Source organism: Paenibacillus sp. Dod16 (assembly GCF_049893405.1).
Lineage (GTDB): Bacteria > Bacillota > Bacilli > Paenibacillales > Paenibacillaceae > Paenibacillus_AQ.
Window position 1 is genome coordinate 52148 of the sequence record NZ_JBNDYG010000023.1, and the last position, 24359, is coordinate 76506.

At 51.9% G+C, this 24359-nt stretch carries 18 protein-coding genes; 16 read left to right on the forward strand and 2 right to left on the reverse strand.

Annotated elements, in window-relative coordinates; genetic code table 11:
• Positions 1-27: 27 nt before the first annotated feature.
• Entirely contained in the window at positions 28-960 is a 933-nt protein-coding gene (locus ACPV3A_RS17375) for an ArsR/SmtB family transcription factor (protein WP_426200448.1), read from the reverse strand.
• Between the two features lie 147 nt (positions 961-1107).
• Here ACPV3A_RS17375 and ACPV3A_RS17380 point away from each other — a divergent pair, with 147 nt between their 5' ends.
• The gene (locus ACPV3A_RS17380; protein ID WP_426200449.1) at positions 1108-3897 is read left to right on the forward strand and encodes a glycoside hydrolase family 2 protein; all 2790 of its coding nucleotides are present in this window, start codon (positions 1108-1110) and stop codon (positions 3895-3897) included.
• Between the two features lie 345 nt (positions 3898-4242).
• Positions 4243-4485, forward strand: coding sequence for a hypothetical protein (locus ACPV3A_RS17385; protein WP_426200450.1), 243 nt, complete (start codon positions 4243-4245; stop codon positions 4483-4485).
• A gap of 598 nt (positions 4486-5083) precedes the next feature.
• On the opposite strand, the gene ACPV3A_RS17390 is transcribed toward ACPV3A_RS17385, so the two are convergent.
• A complete protein-coding gene (locus tag ACPV3A_RS17390; protein ID WP_426200451.1) occupies positions 5084-5746 on the reverse strand; it encodes a M50 family metallopeptidase in 663 nt (220 codons plus the stop codon).
• Between the two features lie 138 nt (positions 5747-5884).
• Between ACPV3A_RS17390 and ACPV3A_RS17395 the strand changes: the two genes are divergently transcribed.
• The 14 genes from ACPV3A_RS17395 to pdxA all read left to right on the forward strand — a co-directional run bounded on the left by ACPV3A_RS17395 (position 5885) and on the right by pdxA (position 24061).
• A complete protein-coding gene (locus ACPV3A_RS17395) occupies positions 5885-7867 on the forward strand; it encodes a TerB N-terminal domain-containing protein (RefSeq protein ID WP_426200452.1) in 1983 nt (660 codons plus the stop codon).
• 73 nt (positions 7868-7940) lie between these two features.
• Positions 7941-9278: an ATP-binding protein gene (locus tag ACPV3A_RS17400; protein ID WP_426200453.1), complete on the forward strand. Its 1338-nt coding sequence runs from the start codon at positions 7941-7943 to the stop codon at positions 9276-9278.
• Positions 9275-11494, forward strand: a complete 2220-nt coding sequence (locus tag ACPV3A_RS17405; protein ID WP_426200454.1) for a DEAD/DEAH box helicase — start codon at positions 9275-9277, stop codon at positions 11492-11494. Before ACPV3A_RS17400 ends, ACPV3A_RS17405 begins: the two co-directional genes overlap by 4 nt.
• On the forward strand, positions 11442-12299 hold the full coding sequence (locus ACPV3A_RS17410; protein ID WP_426200455.1) for a phosphotransferase: 858 nt from the start codon (positions 11442-11444) through the stop codon (positions 12297-12299). The genes ACPV3A_RS17405 and ACPV3A_RS17410 overlap by 53 nt, the downstream gene beginning before the upstream one ends.
• Before the next feature lie 176 nt (positions 12300-12475).
• Positions 12476-13495: a LacI family DNA-binding transcriptional regulator gene (locus ACPV3A_RS17415; protein ID WP_339220952.1), complete on the forward strand. Its 1020-nt coding sequence runs from the start codon at positions 12476-12478 to the stop codon at positions 13493-13495.
• A gap of 117 nt (positions 13496-13612) precedes the next feature.
• Positions 13613-14602 carry an ABC transporter permease gene (locus ACPV3A_RS17420; RefSeq protein WP_426200456.1) on the forward strand — a complete coding sequence of 330 codons (990 nt, stop codon included), beginning with the start codon at positions 13613-13615 and terminating at the stop codon, positions 14600-14602.
• Positions 14603-14625: 23 nt separating this feature from the next.
• On the forward strand, positions 14626-15510 hold the full coding sequence (locus tag ACPV3A_RS17425; protein WP_194540420.1) for a carbohydrate ABC transporter permease: 885 nt from the start codon (positions 14626-14628) through the stop codon (positions 15508-15510).
• A gap of 83 nt (positions 15511-15593) precedes the next feature.
• Complete coding sequence (locus tag ACPV3A_RS17430) at positions 15594-15743, forward strand: hypothetical protein (RefSeq protein ID WP_426200457.1); 150 nt, start codon at positions 15594-15596, stop codon at positions 15741-15743.
• Positions 15740-17167 (forward strand): sugar ABC transporter substrate-binding protein, encoded by a 1428-nt coding sequence (locus ACPV3A_RS17435; RefSeq protein ID WP_426200458.1) that lies wholly within the window; start codon positions 15740-15742, stop codon positions 17165-17167. The genes ACPV3A_RS17430 and ACPV3A_RS17435 overlap by 4 nt, the downstream gene beginning before the upstream one ends.
• 109 nt (positions 17168-17276) lie before the next feature.
• The gene (locus tag ACPV3A_RS17440; RefSeq protein WP_426200459.1) at positions 17277-18626 is read left to right on the forward strand and encodes a glycoside hydrolase family 30 protein; all 1350 of its coding nucleotides are present in this window, start codon (positions 17277-17279) and stop codon (positions 18624-18626) included.
• A 176-nt stretch (positions 18627-18802) separates the two neighbouring features.
• Positions 18803-20515: a PrpR N-terminal domain-containing protein gene (locus ACPV3A_RS17445; protein ID WP_426200460.1), complete on the forward strand. Its 1713-nt coding sequence runs from the start codon at positions 18803-18805 to the stop codon at positions 20513-20515.
• 238 nt (positions 20516-20753) lie between these two features.
• Positions 20754-21743, forward strand: coding sequence for a 2-keto-3-deoxygluconate permease (locus tag ACPV3A_RS17450; protein WP_194540424.1), 990 nt, complete (start codon positions 20754-20756; stop codon positions 21741-21743).
• A 15-nt stretch (positions 21744-21758) separates the two neighbouring features.
• A complete protein-coding gene (locus ACPV3A_RS17455) occupies positions 21759-23060 on the forward strand; it encodes a four-carbon acid sugar kinase family protein (protein ID WP_426200461.1) in 1302 nt (433 codons plus the stop codon).
• On the forward strand, positions 23057-24061 hold the full coding sequence (gene pdxA, locus ACPV3A_RS17460) for a 4-hydroxythreonine-4-phosphate dehydrogenase PdxA (protein ID WP_426200462.1): 1005 nt from the start codon (positions 23057-23059) through the stop codon (positions 24059-24061). The genes ACPV3A_RS17455 and pdxA overlap by 4 nt, the downstream gene beginning before the upstream one ends.
• Positions 24062-24359: the final 298 nt, after the last annotated feature.

Here is a 24359-nt window from a genome sequence, read left to right on the forward strand (position 1 = left end):
TTTTCTTCTTCTGGCTGCGGTCGGCTGTTAGGCTTCCGTGTACCGTACAAAAGACAGGATGATATCCTGCGGATGATCTCCGAAACCCGAACCATATAGATTCAGGCCGTTCGGGTGCTCGGCGTCTTTCTTCACTTCGAAGCGGACGCGGATTGGCCGGTTAAAGGCAAGCTCCAGCGAATCGATGGTCGTGGCGCTGGACTCGTGGCCATTGAGCTTGCTGCCTTGTTTGGTTACGCGCCATTCCGTCAGCAAACCGTACTCACTGCCGCTTCTCCATTTATCCGGGGTGAGTTTCCCCTTGCGATCACCAAAATCACCGGGACTCCTCCAAGTGCCTACAGGTTGGTCGTTGATGCTAACCGTGATGTCGGATGGCCAATCCTGCTGGAAGGAAGGCGCTTCGGAGCTAAGCTCCGCGCGGATGCGCAGCTCATCAAGGGCCGCTCCGGGCGGCATAGGGTTCGCAAAATAATATTCGATATATCCTGATCCCGAGAACCAGAGCAGCGCAGCCTCCGTTCGTTCCGGCATGTAAAAGGCGCGCGGATCGTCAGGGGATCCGATCAGAGATCCGTCCCGAGCTGCCATCCCGCAGGTTGGCTCGATATAGCAGTGGGAGAACATGCCGATGGGCATGTGGATTTCTTCCGTGCGCTGCAGCCCCTCGCCCGGCTTCGATGGCAGCTCGAGAAAAATGGAACGGCAGGTGACGGCGCAGATTTTTTCCCGGTTCGCTCCTTGCGAAGAGACGATCAGATCCGCTTGCTCCAGCATCTGGACATTAATGGACACCGTAGGCTGCGCAATCCCTAGCGCCTCTGCTAGCTGACCGACACTCATCGGTTTATCGCCAAGCGCTTCAAGGATGCGGACACGGACATCACTGGATAGGGCCTTGGCCACTTCCACGATCCGGGATGCCGGATAACGGTTGGTTTCCAGCTTCGATTCGTTCATAATCCCCTTCCTTTACTGAAGAGTTGTAGTAGCTCCAAGTGTACAATACATTTGGCATATTGTAAAAGTATAATGTACATTGCATTTATTATATACAGGTGCTAGAATAGGGGCAAATTCAGAAAAAGGAAAGGTTGTGTACGCTTCATGAAGACTTCTGTAGCACCCTCCATTCACACGGAAATTCCGCGCGCGGAGTACCCCAGACCGGATTTTGAGCGAAAAGACTGGTTGAATTTGAACGGCCAGTGGTCGTTCCGGCTCGACACGCAAGGATCAGATGATGTACAACAACAAGCGGGTACGGGTGCCGAAGGATACGCTGCTGCCCTGGAGGGTGGAGACGCCAGCCTTTTTACTTCAGAGATTACGGTGCCCTTCTCTTGGGTTAGTCCCCTGTCCGGCATTGAGCGTAACGAGAAGGGGGTAGGCTGGTATCGTCGATCCGTGAAGTGGGAGCCAACCGGGAGCCAGTCCCGGATCTTTCTGCGGTTTGGTGCCGTCGATTATCTGTGTGATGTATGGGTTAACGGCAAACATGTCGGCTCGCATCAAGGCGGCTACGGAACCTTCGAATTTGACGTGACAACGGTGTGGGATTTGGTAAAAGACAATACGATCGTTGTGCGTGCAGAGGACTTCGACCACAATTACCAGGCCCGAGGGAAGCAGGGGTACGGCGAGATCAGGGGCATTTGGCAGCCGGTTTGGCTGGAGGCCCGGCCGCAAACCTACTTGGAGCAAGCCATCTTTACGACCTCCATTGACGGTCGGATCGAATTGAAATCCAAGATCCAGGCTCAAGAAGCAGGGACAGTGAAACTCCAACTCTCGTTTGCGGAGGGCTCGGTTACGCATCAGGTGGAGTGGGAACTACAAGAAGGCGCGAATGAACGGACAACGGTGTTCCAAGTCCACGACCCGCGGTTGTGGAGTCCTGAAACCCCTCATTTATACGAAGGGGAGCTGCGACTGGCCGGTTCATCCGGCGAAGATGTCGTCCATACTTATTTTGGCATACGCGAGATCGGAACGGCGAAGTTTGACGGACGGGATTACCGCTGGATCACGTTGAACGGGAAGCCGGTTTATTTAAACGGGACGCTGGACCAATCCTACCATCAGACGGGATTCTTCACTTACCCGACGGATACGGAGATGCGGGACGAGATCTATCTGATGAAACGGCTTGGACTGAACTTCGTGCGGATTCATATCAAGCCGGAGGAGCCCCGCAAGCTGTATTGGGCGGATAAACTCGGAATTCTGGTGATGGAGGATATGCCGTGCTTCTGGGGCAATCCGGATGAAACGGCGCGTTCCGCCTATGAGCGCGAGGCGCTGGAAGTGATTGAGCGGGACCGGAATCATCCGTCAATCTTTTCATGGGTCATGTTTAACGAGACTTGGGGACTCCGTACGGATAGCGAGTCTGCCGGCCTGACGGGCGGCGAAGGACAGCATCGGTATTATCTTCCGGAGATCCAGGAGTGGGTAAGGGAGAAATACAGATGGGCCAAGGAGCTGGACCCGACCCGGATTGTGGAAGACAATTCTCCATGCGCCTACGATCATGTGGAGACGGATATTAACACCTGGCATTTTTACATCAACGGTTATGAACCGCTGCGGAATCATATCGAGGAGATTGTCCAGAAGACCTATCCAGGGTCCGAACATAACTATATCGGCGGCAATCAGCAAGGCGACGCTCCGCTCATGAACAGTGAATGCGGAAACGTGTGGGGAATTGACGGAGGAGCCGGGGACAGCGATCTCGCGTGGCATTACCGTTACATGCTGAACGAATTCCGGCGTCATGATAAGCTGTGCGGCTTCGTATTTACGGAGTTCCGTGACGTGACAAACGAATTCAACGGCTACTACCGTCTGGACGGGACGGACAAAAAATTCGGGTATGAGGATTTTGTGCCGGGCATGTCGATCGCCGATCTGCACACGCCGGATTTCATCGTTATTGACGCACCGCCTTGCCAGACGCTGGAGCAAGGGGCTGAGGCTGTCATTCCGCTGCTGAGCTCCAGTTATTCGGATCAATACCATGGACAGAAGCTTATTCTGGCTTGGGAATTATCCTATGATCAGCTCGGAACGAAGGTTGTCGCTGATCAAGGCACCCTGGATGTGGCCTGGGGCGGCTACGGCGTTGCGCCACTAACGGAACTCAAGCTTCGCATGCCGAAGGCCGATGCGGTTGCGATCCTCGGAGTTCGTCTCTTGAATGAAGGAAGCGGTGTGGTAACGCGCAACTTTACGACGTTTGATGTGCGTGGCGGAGAAGGTCAGGGGAAAGATGGAGCGGAAGGCAGCACCGTAAGCATCCCGGTTAACACATTCCGTGATCAGAGCTTCGCTTACATGTGGGAGGCGCTTCAAGGCTCTAAAGTGAATGGCGGCGGAGAGGGACGATTCATCTATGAGGTGCAGCTGCCGAATTACGACGAACAGCCGCTGATCCGCGATATCGAGATATTCTTCGAGGCTGGCGCGAAACGTTTATTGGTCAGAAATATCGAGGGTGCGCGGCATCGGACCCACGGAATCGATTTTATGCACGGGGCGTCGGCGGACGTGGAGTATAACCCGAGCACGTATTATATGACAGATGAAGAGCTGCATGAATCCCGTGTATCGGTGTGGGTGGACGATGTCCAAATCGGCGAGGCTGTGCTCGCAGATGATCCGGCCGATAGCCGAGGCGTGCTGTCGTGGCACTATCAGGCGGTCCATAACCTGCTGGAAGAGGCCGGTTCGTACGGGTACCTGTGCCAGGCGCAGGTACCGGGAAGACTCGCAGCAGAGCTTGACCGCAAGCGCAGCTTCCGACTAGAGCTGCGGGCCGAGGAAGGCGGCATGAGTCTGTATGGTCGGAATGCAGGCCGCTATCCGATCGATTTGCTGGTGCGGTGTCGGTGAGGATAAATAAATGAAATGGGCTGCCCGTTAGTAGTGAATAACTACGTGCCGGGCAGCCCATTTTTTATGGTGATTTTTATAGAGAGTTCTTGTATTCACGAATCCTCACAGGCTTTAGACGAATCACCTTAGGGTTCAAGACCGGCCGCGATGCAACAAATACTTCCATTGGATACTTATAATCGATTGGTTTGTAAATGAACTTAATCTAGAAGAGTCATTCATAAACCAAGGATCGGCCCAAATCGATACGCAGAATGAATAATATGTTAAGTGAAATTTTAGCTAAAGCTTATAAACTCAATAAATGATACAATATAATAAAAACGTTTGGAGGGATCAAACGTGAAGTGGCAAGAAGTACAACAAATCTTCCCAAATCAATTTGTAAAGTTCGAAATTCTTCATTCTGAAGAGAAAGATAATCAAGAAATTATAGATGATGTGGCTGTAATTGGGCCAGTAAGAGATGAAGAAGCGACACAAGAATTATTAAATAGTAAAGATAAGACCTTAGTTTACCACACTTCTAAGGACCAGGTTATTGTAAAAGTTCGAAAGAATGTTGGCCTGAGGAGATATCTTTAATGAAAATTGAATATAGAGATGGGTTATTATTTACGGAAGTAACTATTCTTTTTAATGGGCAAAAGAAAACAATAAATAATATAGTTATTGACACAGGAGCAAGTCATACCTTGATTTAACAGGATGAAGTAGATGATATTGGTATTCGAGTCACCCTAGAAGATGATATTATAACTAGTTATGGAATCGGCGGAAAAGAACATGCATTTACCAAGATGATAGAGGCGATCCAGGTAGGATTCAATATTGATTTAGACAACCTTGAATTACTACGTCTGCAATGAAGTGAGTTTTTTCAAATAAGAATGGACTTCACTAAACAACATATTCACGAAACCGAGAGCATAACACAGCATGGTTCTTATTGCGTCTAGTGTAGTATGTATATCCCTCATGTAACATCATCACTGCTCCAACTATCATCTTCGTTAATTAAACTAGCTAATCTAGTAACTGAATATTTTTGCTATCCTCATTTTTATCAACACCGTTTAAAATTAGAATCCTTTATGAGAATCGGGTCCTTATAAAAAAGCCAGCGTCATCCCAAAGATTGGATAACGCTGGCTTCTTTTGCCTGTCTTGCAATTAACCTGTTTCACCGCTTCTTCCAGAACAGCTGGAGCGCCATCCTCGCGCACCATAGGGAGAACAGCAGGAACAGCAGCGCCCAGACGAAGGCCGGGAGCACGGTCATGTTGGCCAGGTTGGAGGCGTCGCCTGCTTGTTTGGGCTGGGTCAGCGCCATGGACAGGAGGGTTAGCGGACCGACCACGGACTCTTCCAGCACGAGAAAGGCAAGCAGCAGGTAGTAGAAATTACGTATTTTTTCGCCGAGGAAATAGAAGATCAAATTCACGATCATAAAAATAATGAGCCACCATAATCCATAGCCGGCACGAACGAAGAAGATGATCATAATGAGGGCAAGCACGGTAATGGTGATCAGGCCGGTGGCCTGTTTTTTCTTGGCATAGCCGTAGAACATCAGAATGGCGAACAGGGACGCCGACATATAACCTGCAAGCGAGACGACAATCGGACTCCAGCCGCCGGAAGCCAGCATGGAATAGGTCACGCCGCTGTGATCCGGATTCAGCTCAATGCTGAGTACCCGCCCCGACATCAGTAGGGTCATAACGGCATGCCCCAGCTCATGGATCATCGTATCCAGGATACGGAACCAGGAAGAGAAGGGGATCAGCCTTGTCAGAATAGCCGCGCCCACTAGAAATAACAATGCTTTCAGCCATTTATTCATTTGAAGGTCCTTTCAGCATAAAGTCATTCGCTAGACTGTCATTCCGTCCATTATAATACAGATGAGAAACATGTGGAAACCGGGTAGTCCCTATAGGTTAAATGGTATAATTGAAGTTGTGACGGAGGTTCATGTTCGATGACAAACGATAAGCCTAACAACGACAATCACATAAAAGATATAAGACAAACTACGCACGTGAGTGACCAAGGGATTCGTTTTGCCGAATTCGAGCTGGCGGGTGATGAGCAGGACGTTTCGCTGCCGGACAAGCAGTCAGTTATGCTGAATCAGGAGCAGGAACCCATGAATCCTGTGGCATCAACGAAGAATTCCCTGATTGTGAAGCCGCAGCAGCCGCTGGATATGAATTGGGATGAGGACTTCCGCTACGTGACCAAGGAGCAGCAATTCGTTCAAAAGGCGAGGGAACTCGCATGGCATGTAGAGGGGGCAACCCCTTTTGTAGCCTTCAAAAGCTATTGGCCAATCTACGACCAGATGGCCAGCGACCAGTTCAAATGGTATTTTTACTGGCGGGAGGAAGTCAGGTCCGGGCGGTACCCGGATACGGACTTATCCTATTTGTTTGTCTATTTTTACGAGCTGATCCACGGCGTGGGCTGGAGCGATCCTCTGCAAGGCTATGAATTGATGGAGCAGGCATGGATGGCCTACCGCAAGCGTTATTCCAAGCTGGATACGTACCTGCGGGAGTGGCTATATGATTTTATGATCGTGCATGGCTTGGATATGCCGATCCGCGAAACGTACCAGCGCTTTCCGCGCGTTCTATCCAGTGAGCTGAAGGAGAAGGAATGGAAGCGTCGGTTCTCCCTCCAGCCCGTGGAGCTGACGTGGGAGCTGCTGCTCGATTTACTGGATTATGACGTGGAGAAGAGCCGTTTTTATCAGGAGAGTGGCCGCAAGGACTTGGAACAGTATGCCCCCAAAGTCATTGCGCTCGTGGACAGCTATTGGGCCAAAATAAAGGGGCAGCGCTTCATCGATCGCTTTCAGCCACGGCCCCGGCAGGTGAAACGGCATTTATTCCGCAGCGCGGTGTACGATCATGGATTATACGGGCGAAACGTCGTGCTGACGGTGGTTTCTTTAAGCGAGCACGCACCGCTGCGCTCCTATATAACAGGGCTGGTCCGATTGACCGAGAATAAGCTGCGGGAATTGAGAGGCTTCAAGGGACGGCTGCGCGGCGCGGATGTGGTTGAGCCCGAAGTGGAAGAGGTCATCACCCGTTATCTGAAAAAAGAGATTCAGGAGCAGCTGGAGGCCCAGCGCATACAGGCGATACCTGAGGTTCAGATCGATACAGGGAAGCTGCGCAGATTACAGCGGGAGTCGGACCAGGTCCGCGACATGCTGCTTACGGAGGAAGCGGGGCAGCAGCAGGCTGAAGTAATCAACAGCCAGCCGGCACCGGAGTCTGCTCCATCTGTTGGTGCTTCTTCAGGTCACTCCGAAGATACGGGAACAAGCACTAACCTGGATGTACCTTCCAAGGGACGGTCTTCCCGAAAATCGGCGGCGAAGAAACCGGACGTGTTCCAGGCGGTGATGGATTTTGATGCGGATCCTTATGAGCTCGTCTCCTTAGAGGAGCGTGATCAGCTTGATGAAGCAAATGTCATCGTTCGTTCCGTGAACACGGCAGAATCGGAATCAGAAGCAGCGAACGGAAGGTCTATGGAGCCGTCAGGGAATGCTGATGATCGCTTGATACAGTCCATGGGCTCTCTAGAAGAGCATTCATCTGAAGCTGGGGGCACCCACGTTATAGACCCGCACGTCGTAGATATAGAGGCCCTTATAGGGATGCCTACAGTAGGAGAGCAGTTGTGGCAATGGGAGGTAGAGGATGAGGAATGGCAGGAGCTTGTAGAGCGTCTCAATCCCACCCACCTGGAAGTTCTCCACGCCCTCAAGGCGGGACCGAACCGCTCGGAGCTGCAGCAAATTGCGGAGAAGGCCGGTTCCATGCCGGCGTTATTGCTCGATGAGATCAATGAAGCCGCGATGGATACCATCGGTGATCTTCTGATCGATGGAGAGGCCATTGCGGATGATTATATAGATATGCTGGAAACATTGAAGTCCGTGTAACCGGACGTGTTGAAACAGCCTGGCTTTTTATGTTTTGAGAGATGTTTGTAAGATGCTTGAAAGAGGTGGAACTATGACGGAACTAAAAATACCGAAACGGCTCACAACGGCCCTCGTAAACTCTTTAACGGCAGGGGTCGTGCCGCGGGTTGGGCTTGAGTTCATCGCAGTCGGCCGCAAGCCGGAGGTGGAGTCCATCCTGCGCGATATGGATAATATCGCCGAGGGCGGCGCCGCCTTCCGCCTGATTACGGGCCGCTACGGAAGCGGTAAAAGCTTCCTGCTGCAGATCATCCGCAACTACGCGATGGACCGCGATTTCGTGGTGGCGGATGCGGATTTGTCGCCGGAGCGGCGGCTGGTGGGCACGAAAGGGCAGGGGCTTGCCACATACCGCGAGCTGATGACCCATCTGTCCACAAGGACGCGTCCGGACGGGGGCGCGCTGGAGGCCATTTTGCAGAAATGGATTGCCGCGATCCAGCAGGACATTATGCAGGAGACAGGCATGCGGCCAGATGATCCTGCCCTGAATGATCGGGTGGAGCTGCAGATCTATGCGGTGACAAACGGCATGCAGAATCTGGTGCACGGGTTTGATTTTGCGAAGGTTCTCGCTGCTTACTGGAACGGCTATAAGCTTGGCGACGATGACCGCAAGGGAGCGGCGCTGCGCTGGCTCCGCGGGGAAGTCCCGACGAAGACGGAGGCTCGCAAGGACCTTGGCGTCGGGGTCATTATTGATGACGACAACTGGTACGATTACATGAAGCTATGGTCGGAATTTACGGCGGCCATCGGTTATAAGGGATTGCTGCTGTTTATTGACGAAGGGGTGAACCTCTATAAAATCACCAACAGCGTGTCTCGTCAGAGCAATTATGAGAAGCTACTGACGATGTTTAACGACACGATGCAGGGCAAAGCCGAGCATTTAGGCATTTACATGGGCGGAACGCCGCAGTTTGTCGAGGATGAGCGCCGGGGACTGTTCAGTTATGACGCGCTGCGCTCCCGCCTGATCGACGGACGCTACGGCAGCAGCTCGCTGAGAACGTACACGTCGCCCATCCTGAAGCTGGACATGCTGTCGTATGAGGAGATTCTGATCCTCCTGCAAAAGCTGCGGGATATCCACGCCCTGCACTTCAAATATGAAGCGCAGTTAACGGATGATCAGCTCATCGCCTTCATGCAGACGACCGTGAATAGGTTGGGAGCAGAGGAGCTGCTCAYCACCCGCGAGGTGGTGCGGGATTTCATGGATCTGCTGCATACGCTGCATCAGCATCCCGAGGCCACGTTTGAAGAGCTGCTAGGCGAGCGTGCCGCAGCGCAGCCGCAGGGCAAAGGGCCGAATGATGCCGATTCGGACGATCTGGACGATCTCCTCGCGGAGTTTGAATTATGAGTGCGAACCCTTTTTCCAGACTGGCCCCGTTCATTCAGGAGTTCATCTATAAAAAAAGATGGGATACACTCCGTGAGGCGCAGGTGGAAGCCTGCCGGGTGCTGTTCGACACGTCCAATCATCTGCTGATCGCTTCCGGTACGGCATCGGGCAAGACCGAAGCCGCGTTCTTCCCGGCGCTGACGGAGCTGTACAACGTGCCTTCCAGCTCAGTAGGGATCCTGTATATCGGCCCGCTTAAGGCGCTGATCAACGATCAGTTTGAGCGCATCTCCGATCTGTTGAAGGAGGGCCAGGTGCCGGTATGGCATTGGCATGGCGATGTGTCCCAAGCCGAGAAAACGAAGCTGATGCAGAAGCCGTCGGGCGTGCTGCAGATTACGCCGGAATCGCTTGAGGGGCTGCTCATGAACCGGCCGAACGCCATCCCGGCGCTGTTCCAGGATTTGCGGTATGTCATCATTGACGAGGTGCATGCCTTTATGGGAGCGGATCGGGGCATTCAGGTGCTGAGCCAGCTGACCCGGATCGAGCGGATGGCTTCCTGTTCCCCTCGCCGTATCGGGCTGTCGGCTACGCTTAGCGATTACGAGACCGCAGCCGGCTGGCTGGGCGCAGGCACGAAGAACGCGGTCGAAGTTGTCTCGCCGCAAGGGGGGCGGAAGCTGCGGCTGTCGGTCGAGCATTTCTCCTTCCCCGATGCGCGGGATGAGAAGCAGGCGGAGCAGCTGGAGCTTGCCCGTAAAGCCTATTACGATTTCGTATACGACAACACGCATCTGAAAAAAGCGCTGGTCTTCACCAACAGCCGCTCGGATGCCGAGCTGACCACGCTCGAGCTGCGCAGGATTGCGGCCAAGCGCGAGCAGCGGGACGTCTTCCATGTGCACCATGGAAGCATCTCCGCGATGCTGCGCGAGGAAGCCGAGGCCGCGCTCCGTGAAGGTCCGGGGCCGGCGGTTGCGGCGGCCACCCTGACGCTGGAGCTCGGCATCGATCTCGGCGAGCTGGAGCGAGTGATTCAGCTAGGCGCACCGTACAGCTGCTCCAGCTTTGTTCAGCGGCTCGGCCGTTCTGGCCGCCGCGGGGATCAAGCCTCCGAGATGATGTTCCTCTGTCCGGAGGACGAGGATGAGGAGGCCATGCTGCCTGCGCGCATGCCGTGGATGCTGCTTCGAGCTATTGCGGTCATCGAGCTGTATATTCGCGAGAAGTGGGTTGAACCGCTGGCCTTGCGGAAGAAGCCCGTGGGCGTGCTTTATCATCAAACGATGAGCACGCTTAAGAGCATGGGCGAAGCCGAGCCGCCGGATCTGGCGAGAGCAGTGCTGTCTCTCCCGGCTTTCCGCGGCATTGAGCCGGAGGAATACAAGGAGTTCTTGCAGTATTTGCTGCAGACGGACCATATCCAGCGTACGGAGGAAGGAAGCTTGATCATCGGCCTTGGCGGGGAGAAAATCGTGAACAACTACCGCTTCTACGCGGTGTTTAAGGACGATGAAGAGCATGTCGTATATAACGGGTCCGAAGAAATCGGATCGATTACGACCGTGCCGCCGCCGGGCTACTGCTTCTCGCTCGCGGGCAAGCTGTGGAAGGTGGAGGAAGTCGATACGAAGCATAAGGCCCTGTATGTAAAGTCGGCCAAAGGCAAGGTCGATACCTTATGGCTTGGCGCAGGCGGCGATGTGCATACTCGCGTGGTGCAGAAGATGCGGGAGGTGCTGGCGGACAGCGCCATTTATCCGTATCTGGCGCCGGGCGCGGTGAATCGTCTGGAACGGGCTCGTCGTCTCGCCCGGGAAAGCGGACTGCTGAAGCAGGTGGTCCTACCGGCGGGCGGCGACTCCCTGTTCATCCTGCCTTGGGCGGGCAGCAAGCAGTTCCGCACGCTGGAACGACTGCTGAAGCATAATCTGTCCGAGCGGCTGGCGCTGCGCTCCAYCGTGCCGATGGAGCCGTATTATATGGTGGTTGCGGGTAGGGTCGATAATAAGACGCTGATGGAGGAAATCAAGCAGGAACTGATGGATTGCGAGGACGCAAGCGCGCTCCTGGATCCGGACGAAGCGCCATATCTCGGCAAGTATGACGAGTTCGTCCCGCCGAAGCTCGTTCGCACCGCTTTTGCCGCCGACGGATTGGATCTGGAGGGATTGGCTGATGTGCTGGGGATGGCACATGGAGCAGCGGGAAGGGGAGCTATGGATGTGTGACAAGGAAGAAATACTTCCTGGTGGCAATGTGAACGAAGTCGTACGCATCGGTAATAACGTTCATCGTACTACTGAATGGAGTTCTTTCGTGCATGACTTGCTTCGACACTTGGATAAGCAGGGGTTTGAAGGCGCCCCTAAGTTCATAGGCATTGATCATAGCGGTCGCGAGATCTTGTCCTACATTCCTGGCGAAGTGCCGGGAAACCAATATCCTGATTTTAAACCCTATATATGGTCGGATCATGCCCTTATCCAGAGTGCTGTGTTGTTACGGCGTTATCATGACGCCGTACAGGGCTTTGCCGCAACTTCAATCCAACCGAAAGTTGCACATACCCCTCAGATTTCGGGGGAATGGGACGAAGAAGTGATTTGTCACAATGATGCCGCGCCATACAATATCGTGTTTCAAGACGAGGTGCCGGTTGCACTGATTGATTTTGATCTGGCTGCGCCAGGTCCAAGAATCTGGGACGCAGTTTATATGCTGTACACCTCAGTCCCGCTGGCAAGCTTTGCAATAGATTACACTACAGGGACATCGATACCTTATCAATCGGAATTACATGCTGCGGATCGTACGCAGAGAGTATCGCTGTTCTTTAAGTCCTATGGCATATCACCGCCTCCCAACTTGAAAGAATGGACTATTAGACGCATCAAGGCATTATGCGATACACTTACAACCGGTGCGGCACAAGGCAACAAGGCTTACCAGAACATGATCGATGACGGGCATGTGGCCCATTACGAGCGAGAGATTCAATTTCTGCAGGCACACTTTGAAGAGTGGTACCGATGAAGGGTACCGATTTGAAGAGTGTCTGCTTTTTTTCATATCTATCCCCCCCAGGGTCGTTGAGCATAACTGAAATAAATTTGTAACCCCTTCCAAAAAAGCATTGTGTTCACCTCACGTATGTGGTAACTTATGTACATAAAAACGTTTTTATCGCAAAGGAAGAATGGAATGGTTATATGGGTAAAGTAACAATCAAGGATGTGGCAAGAGAAGCCGGCGTCTCCATTTCTACGGTTTCGAATGCATTGAACGATGTAGATGTATTGAACCCGGAGACTAAATCCCATGTGCTGAAGGTGGCGGAGCGACTCAATTATGTGCCTAACCTGAACGGGAAGCTGCTGAAGTCGGGAAAGACCAAGATGCTGGGCTTCTTTACGACAAGCGTGTCAGGGCCTTACTTCTATACACTGGTGGAGTCGATGTCACGTGAATGTGACCGTCTGGGTTATGGACTGAACGTGTTTGTGACAAAGGATAAACAGGTAATCATGAGCAATATTATGGGCGGCCGGGTGGATGGCGTCATTATCTTTGAAGAGCTGAAGATCGACGATAGAGACATCGCCGCTATGGAGAAGGACAAGATTAAGGCCGTTTTTCTGGATCGCGAGGTTCAGAGTGAGACGATGGGCAGCATCATATTCGACTCTTACGTAGCCGGTTATGAAGCAACCAAGTACCTGATCAGCCTGGGACATAAGAAAATCGCCTACATTTCCGGCGTGGATACGATGTTTGACAGCGTGCAGCGGAAGGAAGGATATCTGGCTGCGCTTCGGGAGTGCCAGTTCCCGATCGACGGAGACTACATACTGCAAGGCTATTTTGAGGAAGAGGGTTCCTATAACGCCGTCAAATCGTTTCTTCACCTACACCCTGGCAAAGTGCCGGACGCTTTCCTTGCCGGTAATGACGTGAGTGCCATCGGCTGTATTCGGGCTTTGAAGTCCCATGGATACGAGGTTCCGCAGGACGTCAGCGTCGTAGGCTTCGACGATATCGATATCGCGCAGTATTTTACGCCGCCTTTATCGACCGTACGCAATCAGATTGCCAGACAGGGGATTCTGGTCGTGGACCATCTGGTGCGCATGATTCAGAAGAAAGAGAAGGGCAAGATTCAGAAACTTCCAGGGGAACTGGTCGTTCGCGGCTCCAGTCATGTGAAGATGAATCGGAATGAATCGGGTTAAGCGAGGAGACGAGACTTACCAAGTCGTTTTTTAAAAATGATTCAATAAAATCAGGGCGTTTTTTCGCAAAAAATAAAAACGTTTTTATGGCGGTTCGAATCAAAGGAGGCTAAGCAGGTGAGCAAAACAGCTGCAGTTCAGTCAACCGGCACGGGAGCGGTTCGACCCACCGGGAAAAAGCCGATGGGGCAGAGGATCAAGGAATTCTTTATGGATTACAAGCGGCAATGGGAGCTTCAATCGATGATCATTCCCGGCGTCATCTTCATGTTCATCTTCTGCTACATACCGATTTACGGTTTGACGATTGCGTTTAAAAATTACACCGTTATCGATACGTTGGATTCCGCGCCGTGGGTGGGCTTGGATAACTTCAAAATTATTTTGTCGGACAAGTATTTTTGGGATTCCGTCGTCAACACGCTGGGCATCAGCTTCTTGAAATTGGCGATCGGCTTTGTCATTCCGATCATTCTGGCCATCATGATTTACGAGGTGGGCATGGGGCGCTTCAAAAAAATCGTCCAAACCGTCTCCTACCTGCCCCACTTCTTGTCCTGGATCGTATTGGGTGGCATGCTCATTACTTGGTTCTCGACATCCGGCCTGTTCAACGAGATATTGCTTGCTTTGGGGCTGATCTCGCAGCCGCAAAACATTTTGCTTGATCCAAGCAAGTATTGGTGGATCGCAACGCTGTCGGATATTTGGAAAGAGGCCGGCTGGGGAACGATTCTGTATCTGGCGATCATGGCCAAGATCGATCCTACCTACTACGAGGCTGCAAGAATCGACGGGGCCAGCCGACTAAGACAGATCTGGAACATTACCTTACCGAACATGAAGATGATTGTCAGCTTGAATCTGATCCTGACTGTAAGCGGTTTATTGGGATCGAATCTGGATCAAACTTTGGTGCTCATGAATTCGCAGAACCGGGAAAAGGCTGAAGTCATTAACTCGTACGTGTACCGGATGGGTATGACGCAGGGAGATTTCTCCTATGCCACAGCCGTTGGTTTGGGTGTATCCATCATCTCCGTCATTCTGCTCGTTACGGCGAATAAGGTGACCAGTAAATTAAACGATAATCAATCCGTTCTATAGGTCATGCAGAAGGGGGTATAACGGTGAATTTCAAAGCAGCAAAAGGGGATCTCGACAGCCGGATCTTTGATACGATCAACATCATTTTACTGGTTACGTTTACGATCATCATTGTCGTTCCGTTATGGAACGTCGTCGTCTCATCCTTCAGCTCGGGCAGGTCCCTTGCCGAGGGTGGGTTCATCTTCTGGCCTACCGAATTCTCGCTTGAGAATTATCAGGCCGTGTTCCGGGATGCGAATATATGGAACGCCTTCTTTATCTCGGTAGCCAAAACTGTGATCGGGGTCATCACGCACGTGTTCTTCTGTGCCATGGTGGGTTACGGCTTGAGCAAAAAATACGTACGCGGCCGCAAGTTCTACGTGGCAATGGGCGTCGTCACCATGTTTTTCTCGGGCGGCATGATTCCGACGTACTTGTTGATCAAAGACTTGGGGCTGTTAAACAGCTTCTGGGTTTATATTATCCCAGCCCTGTTAAGCTTTTACGACGTCATCATTCTGATGAATTTCTTCCGCAACGTGCCGGATTCGCTGGAAGAGTCGGCGAAGATCGACGGCGGGGGAGACTGGAGGATTTTCCTGAGCATCTTCATTCCGCTTTCGATGCCGGCTATGGCGACGATAGCCCTGTTTAACGGGGTGGGGCAGTGGAATGATTTTATGACCACCAAATTGTATATCACCGATCAGTCGCTGTATCCGTTACAGATGATGCTGTATGAGATTATTGTGCAGTCCCAGACCCAATCGATGCAAAATATCGGTTCGGTCGCGATTCAGACAACGACCAAAGGGGTCCAACTAGCAACAATTGTCGTGACGACGCTGCCGATTGTTGTGATGTATCCAATATTACAGAAATATTTTATCTCCGGCATGATGCTCGGAGCTGTTAAAGAGTAGAGAAACTGCTCTTTAAAGGGGTGGAACAGAAGCAAGTCAGGGTCTGGTAAGTAAGCGCTTTTATTAAAAGGGAGGGTTACAGGATGTTGATGAACAAAGCATTTGGCAAGAAAGGACTTACGCTAATTACGGCATTGATGGCGGTTGTGCTGGTTGTGAGCGGCTGCGGCGGGTCTGGCGGGAATTCTGGCTCCAAGAAGGAAAAGAGACAACCGAGCTTACGTGGTACGTGAATGCGGATTGGTGGAATACGGATTTTGGCAAGGACGTTGTAACTAAAAAGATTAAGGAAGACCTGAACATCAACATCAAATTTATCACGGGTGACGACACCAAGCTGAATACGTTTTTTGCCGGCGGGGACATGCCGGATCTGATTACAACGTTTGACTCCAATTCTCCGGTTGTGCAAAAGGCGGCGACATGGGCGCTGCCGCTGAACGATCTGGCCGAGAAATACGACCCTTACTTCAATAAAGTAGCGGCGCAGGATACCCTCAACTGGTTCCAATTGAAGGATGGCAAGACGTACGGATATCCGAACTACTCCAATACCCAGGAGGATTATGACAGCGGTAACATTCCGGCCAAAACGGCATTTATCATCCGCAAGGATGTTTACGAAGCGTTAGGTAAGCCTGCTATGGGAACGCCGGAAGAATTCTGGACCGTTCTTGCTGATATCAAGAAGCAATTCCCTGCTCTGATTCCACTTGGATTCAACTCCATCGGCGAAGGAACGGGCTCGCTTGGCGACGTGCTGCAGGATTTCATCGGCGTACCGCTGGAGGAGAATGGCGGTTTCTATAACCGTAATCTGGATGAAGATTATCTGACTTGGGTGAAGGCGTTCAATACCGTATATCGGGACGGCGCGATCAGCGATGACAGCTTTGCCGATGACGGAACGGCTTTTGAAGAGAAGGTAAAGGCGGGCAAATACGCAACGATCATGCTGGACGGCACGCCGCAGCAGGGCGGAAACCTGCAGAGCTTCTACAGCAACAACAAAGGCAAAGAATACATCGCAATTGACGGACCGCAAAGCACGGCAGGACGCCAGCCGACGTTGAATCAATCCGGTATCACCGGCTGGATGATCAGCTTCATTACGAAAAATAATGCAGATCCTGCCAAGTCGATTCAGCTTTTCACCTACCTGTTAAGCGAAGAAGGACAAATGCTGATGAACTACGGCATCGAAGGTGAGACTTACCAGGTGAATGCAGATGGAACGGTGGAGTTCCTCCCTGCTGTAAAGGATCTTCAGATGAACAATCCGGATACGTTCAAAAAGGATTACCGCATGGGCGAATTTATGTTCTTCGGGCATGACCGCCATAAAGCGCTGAGCGGGGATGCGTTCCCGGATGCGATCAAGCAAATGCAGGAATGGGGCAAAGGCAAGCTGACGCCGCACTTTATTTTGGAGAACATCAACCCGGATCAGGGAACACCGGAAGCACGCTCCCTGACGGCCATCAATACGAAATGGAACTCCACGCTCGTCAGCATGATTCGTTCCAAGGACGACGCAGCCTTCGATAGTCTTTTGAATGAATATAAAAAGTTCCTGGACGATAACAACTGGGATAAAATCGTCGAAGTCCGCAACGAGAAGATGAAAGCGAACAAAGAGAAGCTGGGGCTGAAATAACTTTGTTGTAATGGCGGGAGGGCCCCTTTTTGACAGGAGAGGGGCTCTTTCCAAGTTATCTTTGGTAGGCCATGGATAGGAAGAAATAAGAAACCTGGAGGGAAACAACATGCTGAACATCACCATCTACCAGTCAAACGGGGAAGAAGAATTATTCGTGAAGAAAGACAAGGCGCAGCTGACACCCGTAACTACGGGTGCACAGCAGCATACGGTTGTCATCGATGAGGAGCAGACGTTTCAGGAGATGGACGGCTTCGGCGCGTCCTTCACGGACTCCGCTGCTTATCTGATCCATCAGGTGCTGGATGCGACGCAGCGTTCAGAGCTCATGAATCAGCTCTTTGATCCCAGCGAAGGGATCGGATTATCTGTACTCCGCCAGCCGATGGGGGCATCCGATTACGCGCGTGACTTCTACAGCTATAATGATATGCCTGAGGGTCAGACGGATGTAGAGCTGGAGCATTTCTCCATTGTGCATGACGAGGAAGACGTTATTCCTCTCCTGCAGGAAGCGCTCCGTTTGAATCCGGACGTCAAGCTGATGGGCTCCCCGTGGAGTCCGCCCGGCTGGATGAAGACGAGCGGGTCAATGATCGGTGGAGAGCTGAAACCCGAATACTATTCGGTGTATGCTAATTATTTTGTGCGTTACATTCAGGGGTATGAAGCTAACGGTCTGCCAATCTATGCAATCACGCCGCAAAATGAGGCATTGTACTCGCCGGGTCATTATCCAGGCATGATCATGCTGCCCGAGGCGCAAAGCGATTTCATCAAGAATCATCTGAAGCCGCAATTTGTGAAGAACGGTATCGATACGAAAATCTTTTGTTATGACCATAACTGGGACAAGCCGGACTACCCGTTGACCGTTTTTGAGCAAGCGGGAGACGCTGTGGATGGCGTCGCTTGGCACTGGTACGGCGGCAAGCCGTCGGCCCAATCCGAAGTGTTCGATGCATTCCCGGGGAAAGAGGTTCATTTCACGGAAGGATCGGGCGGGGAGTGGATCCCGCCGTTTGAGCAGGCCTTCTCCAATGTGATGCGAACCGGAATCGAGATACTTCGCAATCACAGTAAATCCTACGTGCTGTGGAATATGGCGCTGGACGAGAAGAACGGCCCTACCGTTCCGGGCTTTGGAAAAAGCACCTGCCGCGGCATAGTCACGGTAAATCAGCAGACGAAGGAGCTTACCTATACGCTGGACTACTATGCGCTGGCGCATTTTAGTAAGGTGATCCGTCCGAAAGCGGTTCGCATTGCTTCTACCAGCAATGAGTGCATCCGTTCGGTAGCATTCAAGAACACGGATGGATCGATTGCCGTTGTGTTGTTTAACGACAGCGAGCAAGAGGAGAGTACTGCACTGCACTTGCGAGGAACGGAACACCTTAACCTCAGCCTTGCGCCGAAAAGCGCTGTGTCTGTATTGATAGAGGTGTTAGGGTGAGGTAACATTTTCATAGGTTAGATAAGATAAGGCACCCTGTTCGGCGCCGTCGGCCTTTTTGGTTGATGGTTGCCTTGGCTGAGGTGCCTTTTCATATATAGAGTTGGTTATTTCATATAGAAACGGTAGAATAATAACAAGAATAAGGTTTACCAAAGAAAATACAGGTGACAATCATGACCATTAAAACGTTATTTATTGCTCCGTATCCCGCAATGAGCCATTTAATAGAAGAATGCCGGAAGGAAGAGCCGGAGCTGGATGTGCGAGTCGAGGTCGGCAATTTGCTAGAAGCGGTTCCTCTGGCAAAGGAAGGCGAACGCCTGGGATATGACGTGATCATTAGCCGGGGCGGTACGGCTAAGCTGATCGAACCCGAGGTGCGCATTCCCGTTATCGATGTCCATGTTTCAGGCTATGACATGCTGCGCGTGCTCACCTTAGCCAATCATTTTCCAGGCAAAAAAGCCATTGTGGGCTTCTCCAATATTACGCTTGGAGCCAAAGCCATTACCGATGTGCTGGATATCGAGGTTGACGTGTTCACGGTAGAGAAGGCCGAAGAGGTAGATCGGCTGCTGGAGGATCTGAAGGCGAAGGGCTTCGAATTAATCATGGGCGATGTGGTAACGATAGAAGCAGCTGCCAAGCACCATTTGGAAGGGATTCTGATTCAATCCGGGCGCGAGGCCATCTTCGATGCATTTCAAAAGGCCAAATCCGCGTTTCGGTTACATGAACGGACGCAGTGGGAAATTTCCTTTCTGCAAGCACTGCTGAAGGAAACGGCTGCAAACCTTGCCGTACTGGATGCGGAGGGGCAGGTTGTATATGAACAGTGGCCGGATTACGGTTCCTGTCCGCTCCCGGTGGAAGCCTTGCAAGCCGATTTACGGCTAAACCGGGAGGCAGAAGCCTCGGTCCTGATTCAGGATGACGGAACCCGGAAGCTTAAACAGAGAAGGACGCTGAAAGTAATACAGGGAAAGCGGTACTACCTGTACACTTTTTCCGAGTTGAAGCAAAATGGGGAGGCCGCAGGCTATCATGTCGAGGCCGTGGCCCAATTGCCGATGTTGATATCGCAAAGCGAGGCGATGCGCGGCTGCCTGCAGCGGATCGAGGACCATCTGGACAGCTGTGCCTTGATTCTCATCGGCGAAGCCGGTACAGGCAAGCAGCTGCTCTCCCGGTATATTCATTACCGAAAGAACGAAGGCCGGGGCTTGTATGTCCGGATTACCGGAAAGCAGGCGGTGGCTTTGTCGGAAAACCACGAAAAGGAAGCTTGGGACAGCGATATCCGCACGCTATATATCCATGGATTGGATGCGATCGACCCGAAACAAATGGCGGATTTGAAGCAGTGGATGAACGAGATGAAAAACCGGGCGTTCACGATCATCCTCTCGCTGGAAAAGGACGATTCGAATTATCATCCCCTCCTGCTGGATGAGGAGGCGGTAAGGATAGCCGTGCCGGCTCTACGCGAGCGTAAGGACGACATCAAACCATTGGTGACTTATTATATTGCCTCCTACCATGGCACGCTTGGGACTTCACCGATCAAGATCAAGGATGAAGCGATTCAGCTGCTGACCCAGTACGATTGGCCGGGCAACGTGTCGGAGCTGAAAATCCTGCTCCAGGACGCAGTGACGGAGGAGAAGGGCTACGTGATCGGCAAGCCGCTCATTTCCCGGCTTCTTGCCAAGAAGGAAGGTCATCCGTCAGCTGCGATGAGCCCCGAGTTTCTTCATGGTACGTTGGATGAGATCGAGAAGAGGATCATCGACGCGATTATGGAGGAGGAACAATTTAATCAGACGAAGGTTGCGGAGCGGCTGGGTATCAACCGTTCGACCCTGTGGAGAAAGCTGAAACAATAGTTTCAGCTTTTTTTGTTTTGCGATCAATAGATCTCTCCGTTTCGGCAGATATTAGGATAGAGAGGGATTTATTTCAATAAACTAGAGGCAATGCAACAATTGATTGTTTAAATTTGCAACAATTAATCTTTAATATGTTGCAAATTTAATTGTATGCACTTACAATAAACCCTGCAAGCGATTTCAATATGAGATCACTGTTTAATATTGAAACAATTATTAAAGGGGTGTTACAATAATGAAGATTAAAGCGACGTTGGATCGGATTCCTGGAGGTATGATGGTGGTACCGTTGCTTATTGCAGCAGTCATCAACACCTTTGCACCGGATCTACTCCGGATCGGGAATTTTACGGAGTCTTTATTTGTAAACGGTTCAGGTACATTGATTGCGCTGTTCCTCCTCTGTACGGGGGCACAGATTAACGTCAAATCCTTTGGCGTTTCCGTTGGAAAAGGGGCCACGCTGCTTGCAACGAAGTGGGTGGTCGGCGCGGCGTTCGGACTGATCGCTTATCTGTTTGCTGGAGAGAATGGATTGTGGCTAGGTCTGGCGCCGATTGCCGTCATTGCGGCAATGACCAACAGTAATGGGGGATTGTTCGTAGCTTTGGTAGGCCAATACGGCAGTAAGGAAGACCGTGCTGCGTATTCGCTGCTTGCCCTGAATGACGGACCTTTCCTCACGATGGTGGCCTTATCAATCTTCGGCGCCATGGGATTCGTGGACGGCATGTTCTCCTTTGTATCCTTCATCTCGGTTCTTCTTCCGATTATTGTGGGGATGGTGCTGGGTAATTTGGATGAGGAGATGCGCAAGTTTTTGGACAAAGGCAGCTCCATGCTGATCCCGTTCTTTGCATTTGCGCTCGGAATGGGCATTGATTTCGGAGCGATCGTGGATGGCGGCTTGTCGGGTATCATTCTTGGACTGCTGACGGTTTTCGTTACAGGTACCGCAGGATACTTTGTGTTTAAAGCGTTGAAATGGAATCCGATCGTGGGGGCAGCGGAAGGCTCCACAGCCGGTAATGCCGTGGCTACACCTGCTGCAATCGGGGCGGCGAATGCATCCTTTGCAGCATTTACCGATATCGCGACGGTGCAGGTTGCAGCGTCCGTGGTAACGACCGCCATCCTGCTTCCTTTATATGTCGGGTTTTTAGTGAAGCGTCTAGAGAAGAAAGGGCACTCATTTGATACAAATACAGCAGATGCCGAATCATAGAAGGTGTGATGAAATGTGATAAAACAAATTGGAATCATCGCGGACGATCTGACCGGTGCGAATGACTCGGGTGTACAATTGGCGAAGAAGGGGCTGGTTTCCACCGTCGTCTTCGATCATCGCCATTACCGTCAGGACACCCGTGCCGAAGTGTTGATCGTGGATACGGATAGCAGGGCGAAACGCAGTGTGGACGCCTATGAAGCGGCGTATGAAGCCGCTCAATTCCTTGAAGAGCAGGGCTGCCGCCACATCTACAAGAAGCTGGATTCGACCTTGCGCGGGAATGTTGCAGAGGAACTGCGGGCGGTGCAGAAGGTATATCGACCGGACTTGGTGCTGATCGCTCCGGCTTTTCCCAAAATGAACCGCACGACGGTACAGGGACATCACTATGTTCAAGGTGTACTGATCACGGAGACGGAGTTTGCCAAGGATCCCAAAACGCCCGTCATGGAAAGCTATATCCCGAAGCTGCTGCAGAGGGAAGGAGAGCCTGAGGCGGTGCTGGTTTCATCAAGTCAAGTGCGGCAGCCCGCCGCGCAATTTCTGCCATGGCTCCAATCCAAGCTGGCCGAAGGTCAAACCTGGTTTGTATGCGATAGTGAGACGGAAGAGGATTTACAGGCGATAGCGGCATTATTTTCACAGCTAGACAAGAAGATTCTGTGGGCCGGTTCCGCTGGATTGATCGAATACTTGCCGGAGGCGTTGTCCCTGACCTCCTTGGAGGAGGGGAGCCAAGACTGGGCCCAGGCGGATAAAGCGCTGATCGTATCAGGAAGCTTGTCCCAAACGACCCGGCGGCAGCTTCGTGCCGTCGAGGACATGCCCGGCTCGTTGATGCTGGAGATCGATCCGGCTGCGCTGATTCGTGAAACTTACGACACAGAAGATGTCCTGCAGCAAATCGCTCAGGATATGGACAATCGCTACTTGGTCCTGTACGTCGACGCTTCGGAAGAAAACCGCAGACTTGCAAAAGAAGCAGGGGATGAGCAGGGATTATCTTCAACCGAGGTAAGCGAAGCGATCTCGCTGGGACTCGGAAGAATGACAAAAGCCATTTTACAGGCATACGTTGACATCCAAGGGTTGGTATTAACCGGCGGGGATACGGCTAAGGCTATCTGTATGGAACTTGGCATGGGAGAAATGCAGCTGTATTCGGAAGTAGAGCCTGGCCTGCCGTTCGGAAGGCTTCAGGGCATGGGAAAAGGCTACTGGACCGTCACCAAAGCCGGGGGCTTCGGAAATGATGAATCCCTGGTAGATTCCTTGCACTATATAACAAATAAGAAAAAGGTGAGAACATGAGCCAGCATAAACCGGTTATCGGGATTACCATGGGAGACGCCGCAGGCGTAGGTCCTGAAATTATACTCAAAAGCCTCATGAATGAGGAGATGTATCATATCAGTCACCCGGTTGTGATCGGGGACGTGAAGATACTGGAGCGGGCAAAGTCCTTCGTGGGCAGTGACTTGACTATCGAAGCGATTACTGCCGATGAGCTCGAGCAGGTTGACTACCGTTTTGGCACGGTTCATGTGCTTGATCTGGATCTGCTGCCGGCGGACTTGCCGATAGGACGAGTTGCCCCGGAAGCCGGACACGCCGCGTTCAAATTTTTGGAGACGGCCATCGAATTGGCGAAGGACCATAAAATCCAGGCCATATGCACCGCTCCGCTGAATAAGGAAGCCCTGCATAAAGGGGGTCACAAATATCCGGGCCATACGGAGATTCTGGCGGATTTGACCGGAACCACGGACTACTCCATGATGCTGTCGGCGCCGAATCTGAAGGTTATTCACGTGACGACCCATGTCGGCATCATCGATGCCGTCCGGTCCATTCATCCGGAGCGCGTGTACCATGTCATTAAGCTTGCTCATGAGACGCTGCAGAAGTCCGGCATCGCCGCTCCGCGGATTGCCGTTTGCGGAATTAATCCTCATGCAGGCGAGAACGGATTGTTCGGATATGGCGAAGAGGAAGAGAAAGTCATACCGGGCGTCGAGAAGGCGCAGGCGGAAGGAATCCAGGTCGTAGGCCCGCTGCCGGCCGATACGCTGTTCTTCCGGACAGTTCGCGGTGACTTTGACATTGTAGTGGCCATGTATCACGATCAGGGACATGGTCCCGTCAAAGTGCTCGGCTTGGACGCAGGCGTCAACATTACCGTTGGTCTTCCGATTATCCGCACCAGTGTCGATCACGGTACGGCGTTCGACATTGCCGGTCAAGGCATCGCCGATGAGAAAAGCTTGATGGAAGCCATCCGTCAGGCGGCGGAGCTGGCGCCTAAAGCGTAATGATGTTGCTGCTTGGCGGTGCTTAGCGGCCGCCAATATCTTTTATCGAAGTGACTGCAGAAGGTTCCGTAGGAATCAGCTGTCATAACAAAAAGATGACTCCAACTGTGGGGTCATCTTTTTTTATTGTTTCTCAGGTTTCTTCGATGTAACGGGATTCGTACCTCATGACTGGGATAATCCGAACACGAAACTGAGGATGATGCTGGGGAAGAAGCTGGGAGCGATACGGGATGGCCGAGAAAGAGCTCGAAAAGCTGCTTATTCGTCCCCTTGACTTCATCCATGATGTTCGGGT

Coding starts and splice junctions, on each gene's coding strand:
- ACPV3A_RS17375 (WP_426200448.1), bottom strand. CDS start 960: ATGAACGAATCGAAGCTGGAAACCAACCGTTATCCGGCATCCCGGATC.
- ACPV3A_RS17380 (WP_426200449.1), top strand. CDS start 1,108: ATGAAGACTTCTGTAGCACCCTCCATTCACACGGAAATTCCGCGCGCG.
- ACPV3A_RS17390 (WP_426200451.1), bottom strand. CDS start 5,746: ATGAATAAATGGCTGAAAGCATTGTTATTTCTAGTGGGCGCGGCTATT.
- ACPV3A_RS17395 (WP_426200452.1), top strand. CDS start 5,885: ATGACAAACGATAAGCCTAACAACGACAATCACATAAAAGATATAAGA.
- ACPV3A_RS17410 (WP_426200455.1), top strand. CDS start 11,442: ATGTGCTGGGGATGGCACATGGAGCAGCGGGAAGGGGAGCTATGGATG.
- ACPV3A_RS17415 (WP_339220952.1), top strand. CDS start 12,476: ATGGGTAAAGTAACAATCAAGGATGTGGCAAGAGAAGCCGGCGTCTCC.
- ACPV3A_RS17430 (WP_426200457.1), top strand. CDS start 15,594: ATGTTGATGAACAAAGCATTTGGCAAGAAAGGACTTACGCTAATTACG.
- ACPV3A_RS17440 (WP_426200459.1), top strand. CDS start 17,277: ATGCTGAACATCACCATCTACCAGTCAAACGGGGAAGAAGAATTATTC.
- ACPV3A_RS17445 (WP_426200460.1), top strand. CDS start 18,803: ATGACCATTAAAACGTTATTTATTGCTCCGTATCCCGCAATGAGCCAT.
- ACPV3A_RS17450 (WP_194540424.1), top strand. CDS start 20,754: ATGAAGATTAAAGCGACGTTGGATCGGATTCCTGGAGGTATGATGGTG.
- pdxA (WP_426200462.1), top strand. CDS start 23,057: ATGAGCCAGCATAAACCGGTTATCGGGATTACCATGGGAGACGCCGCA.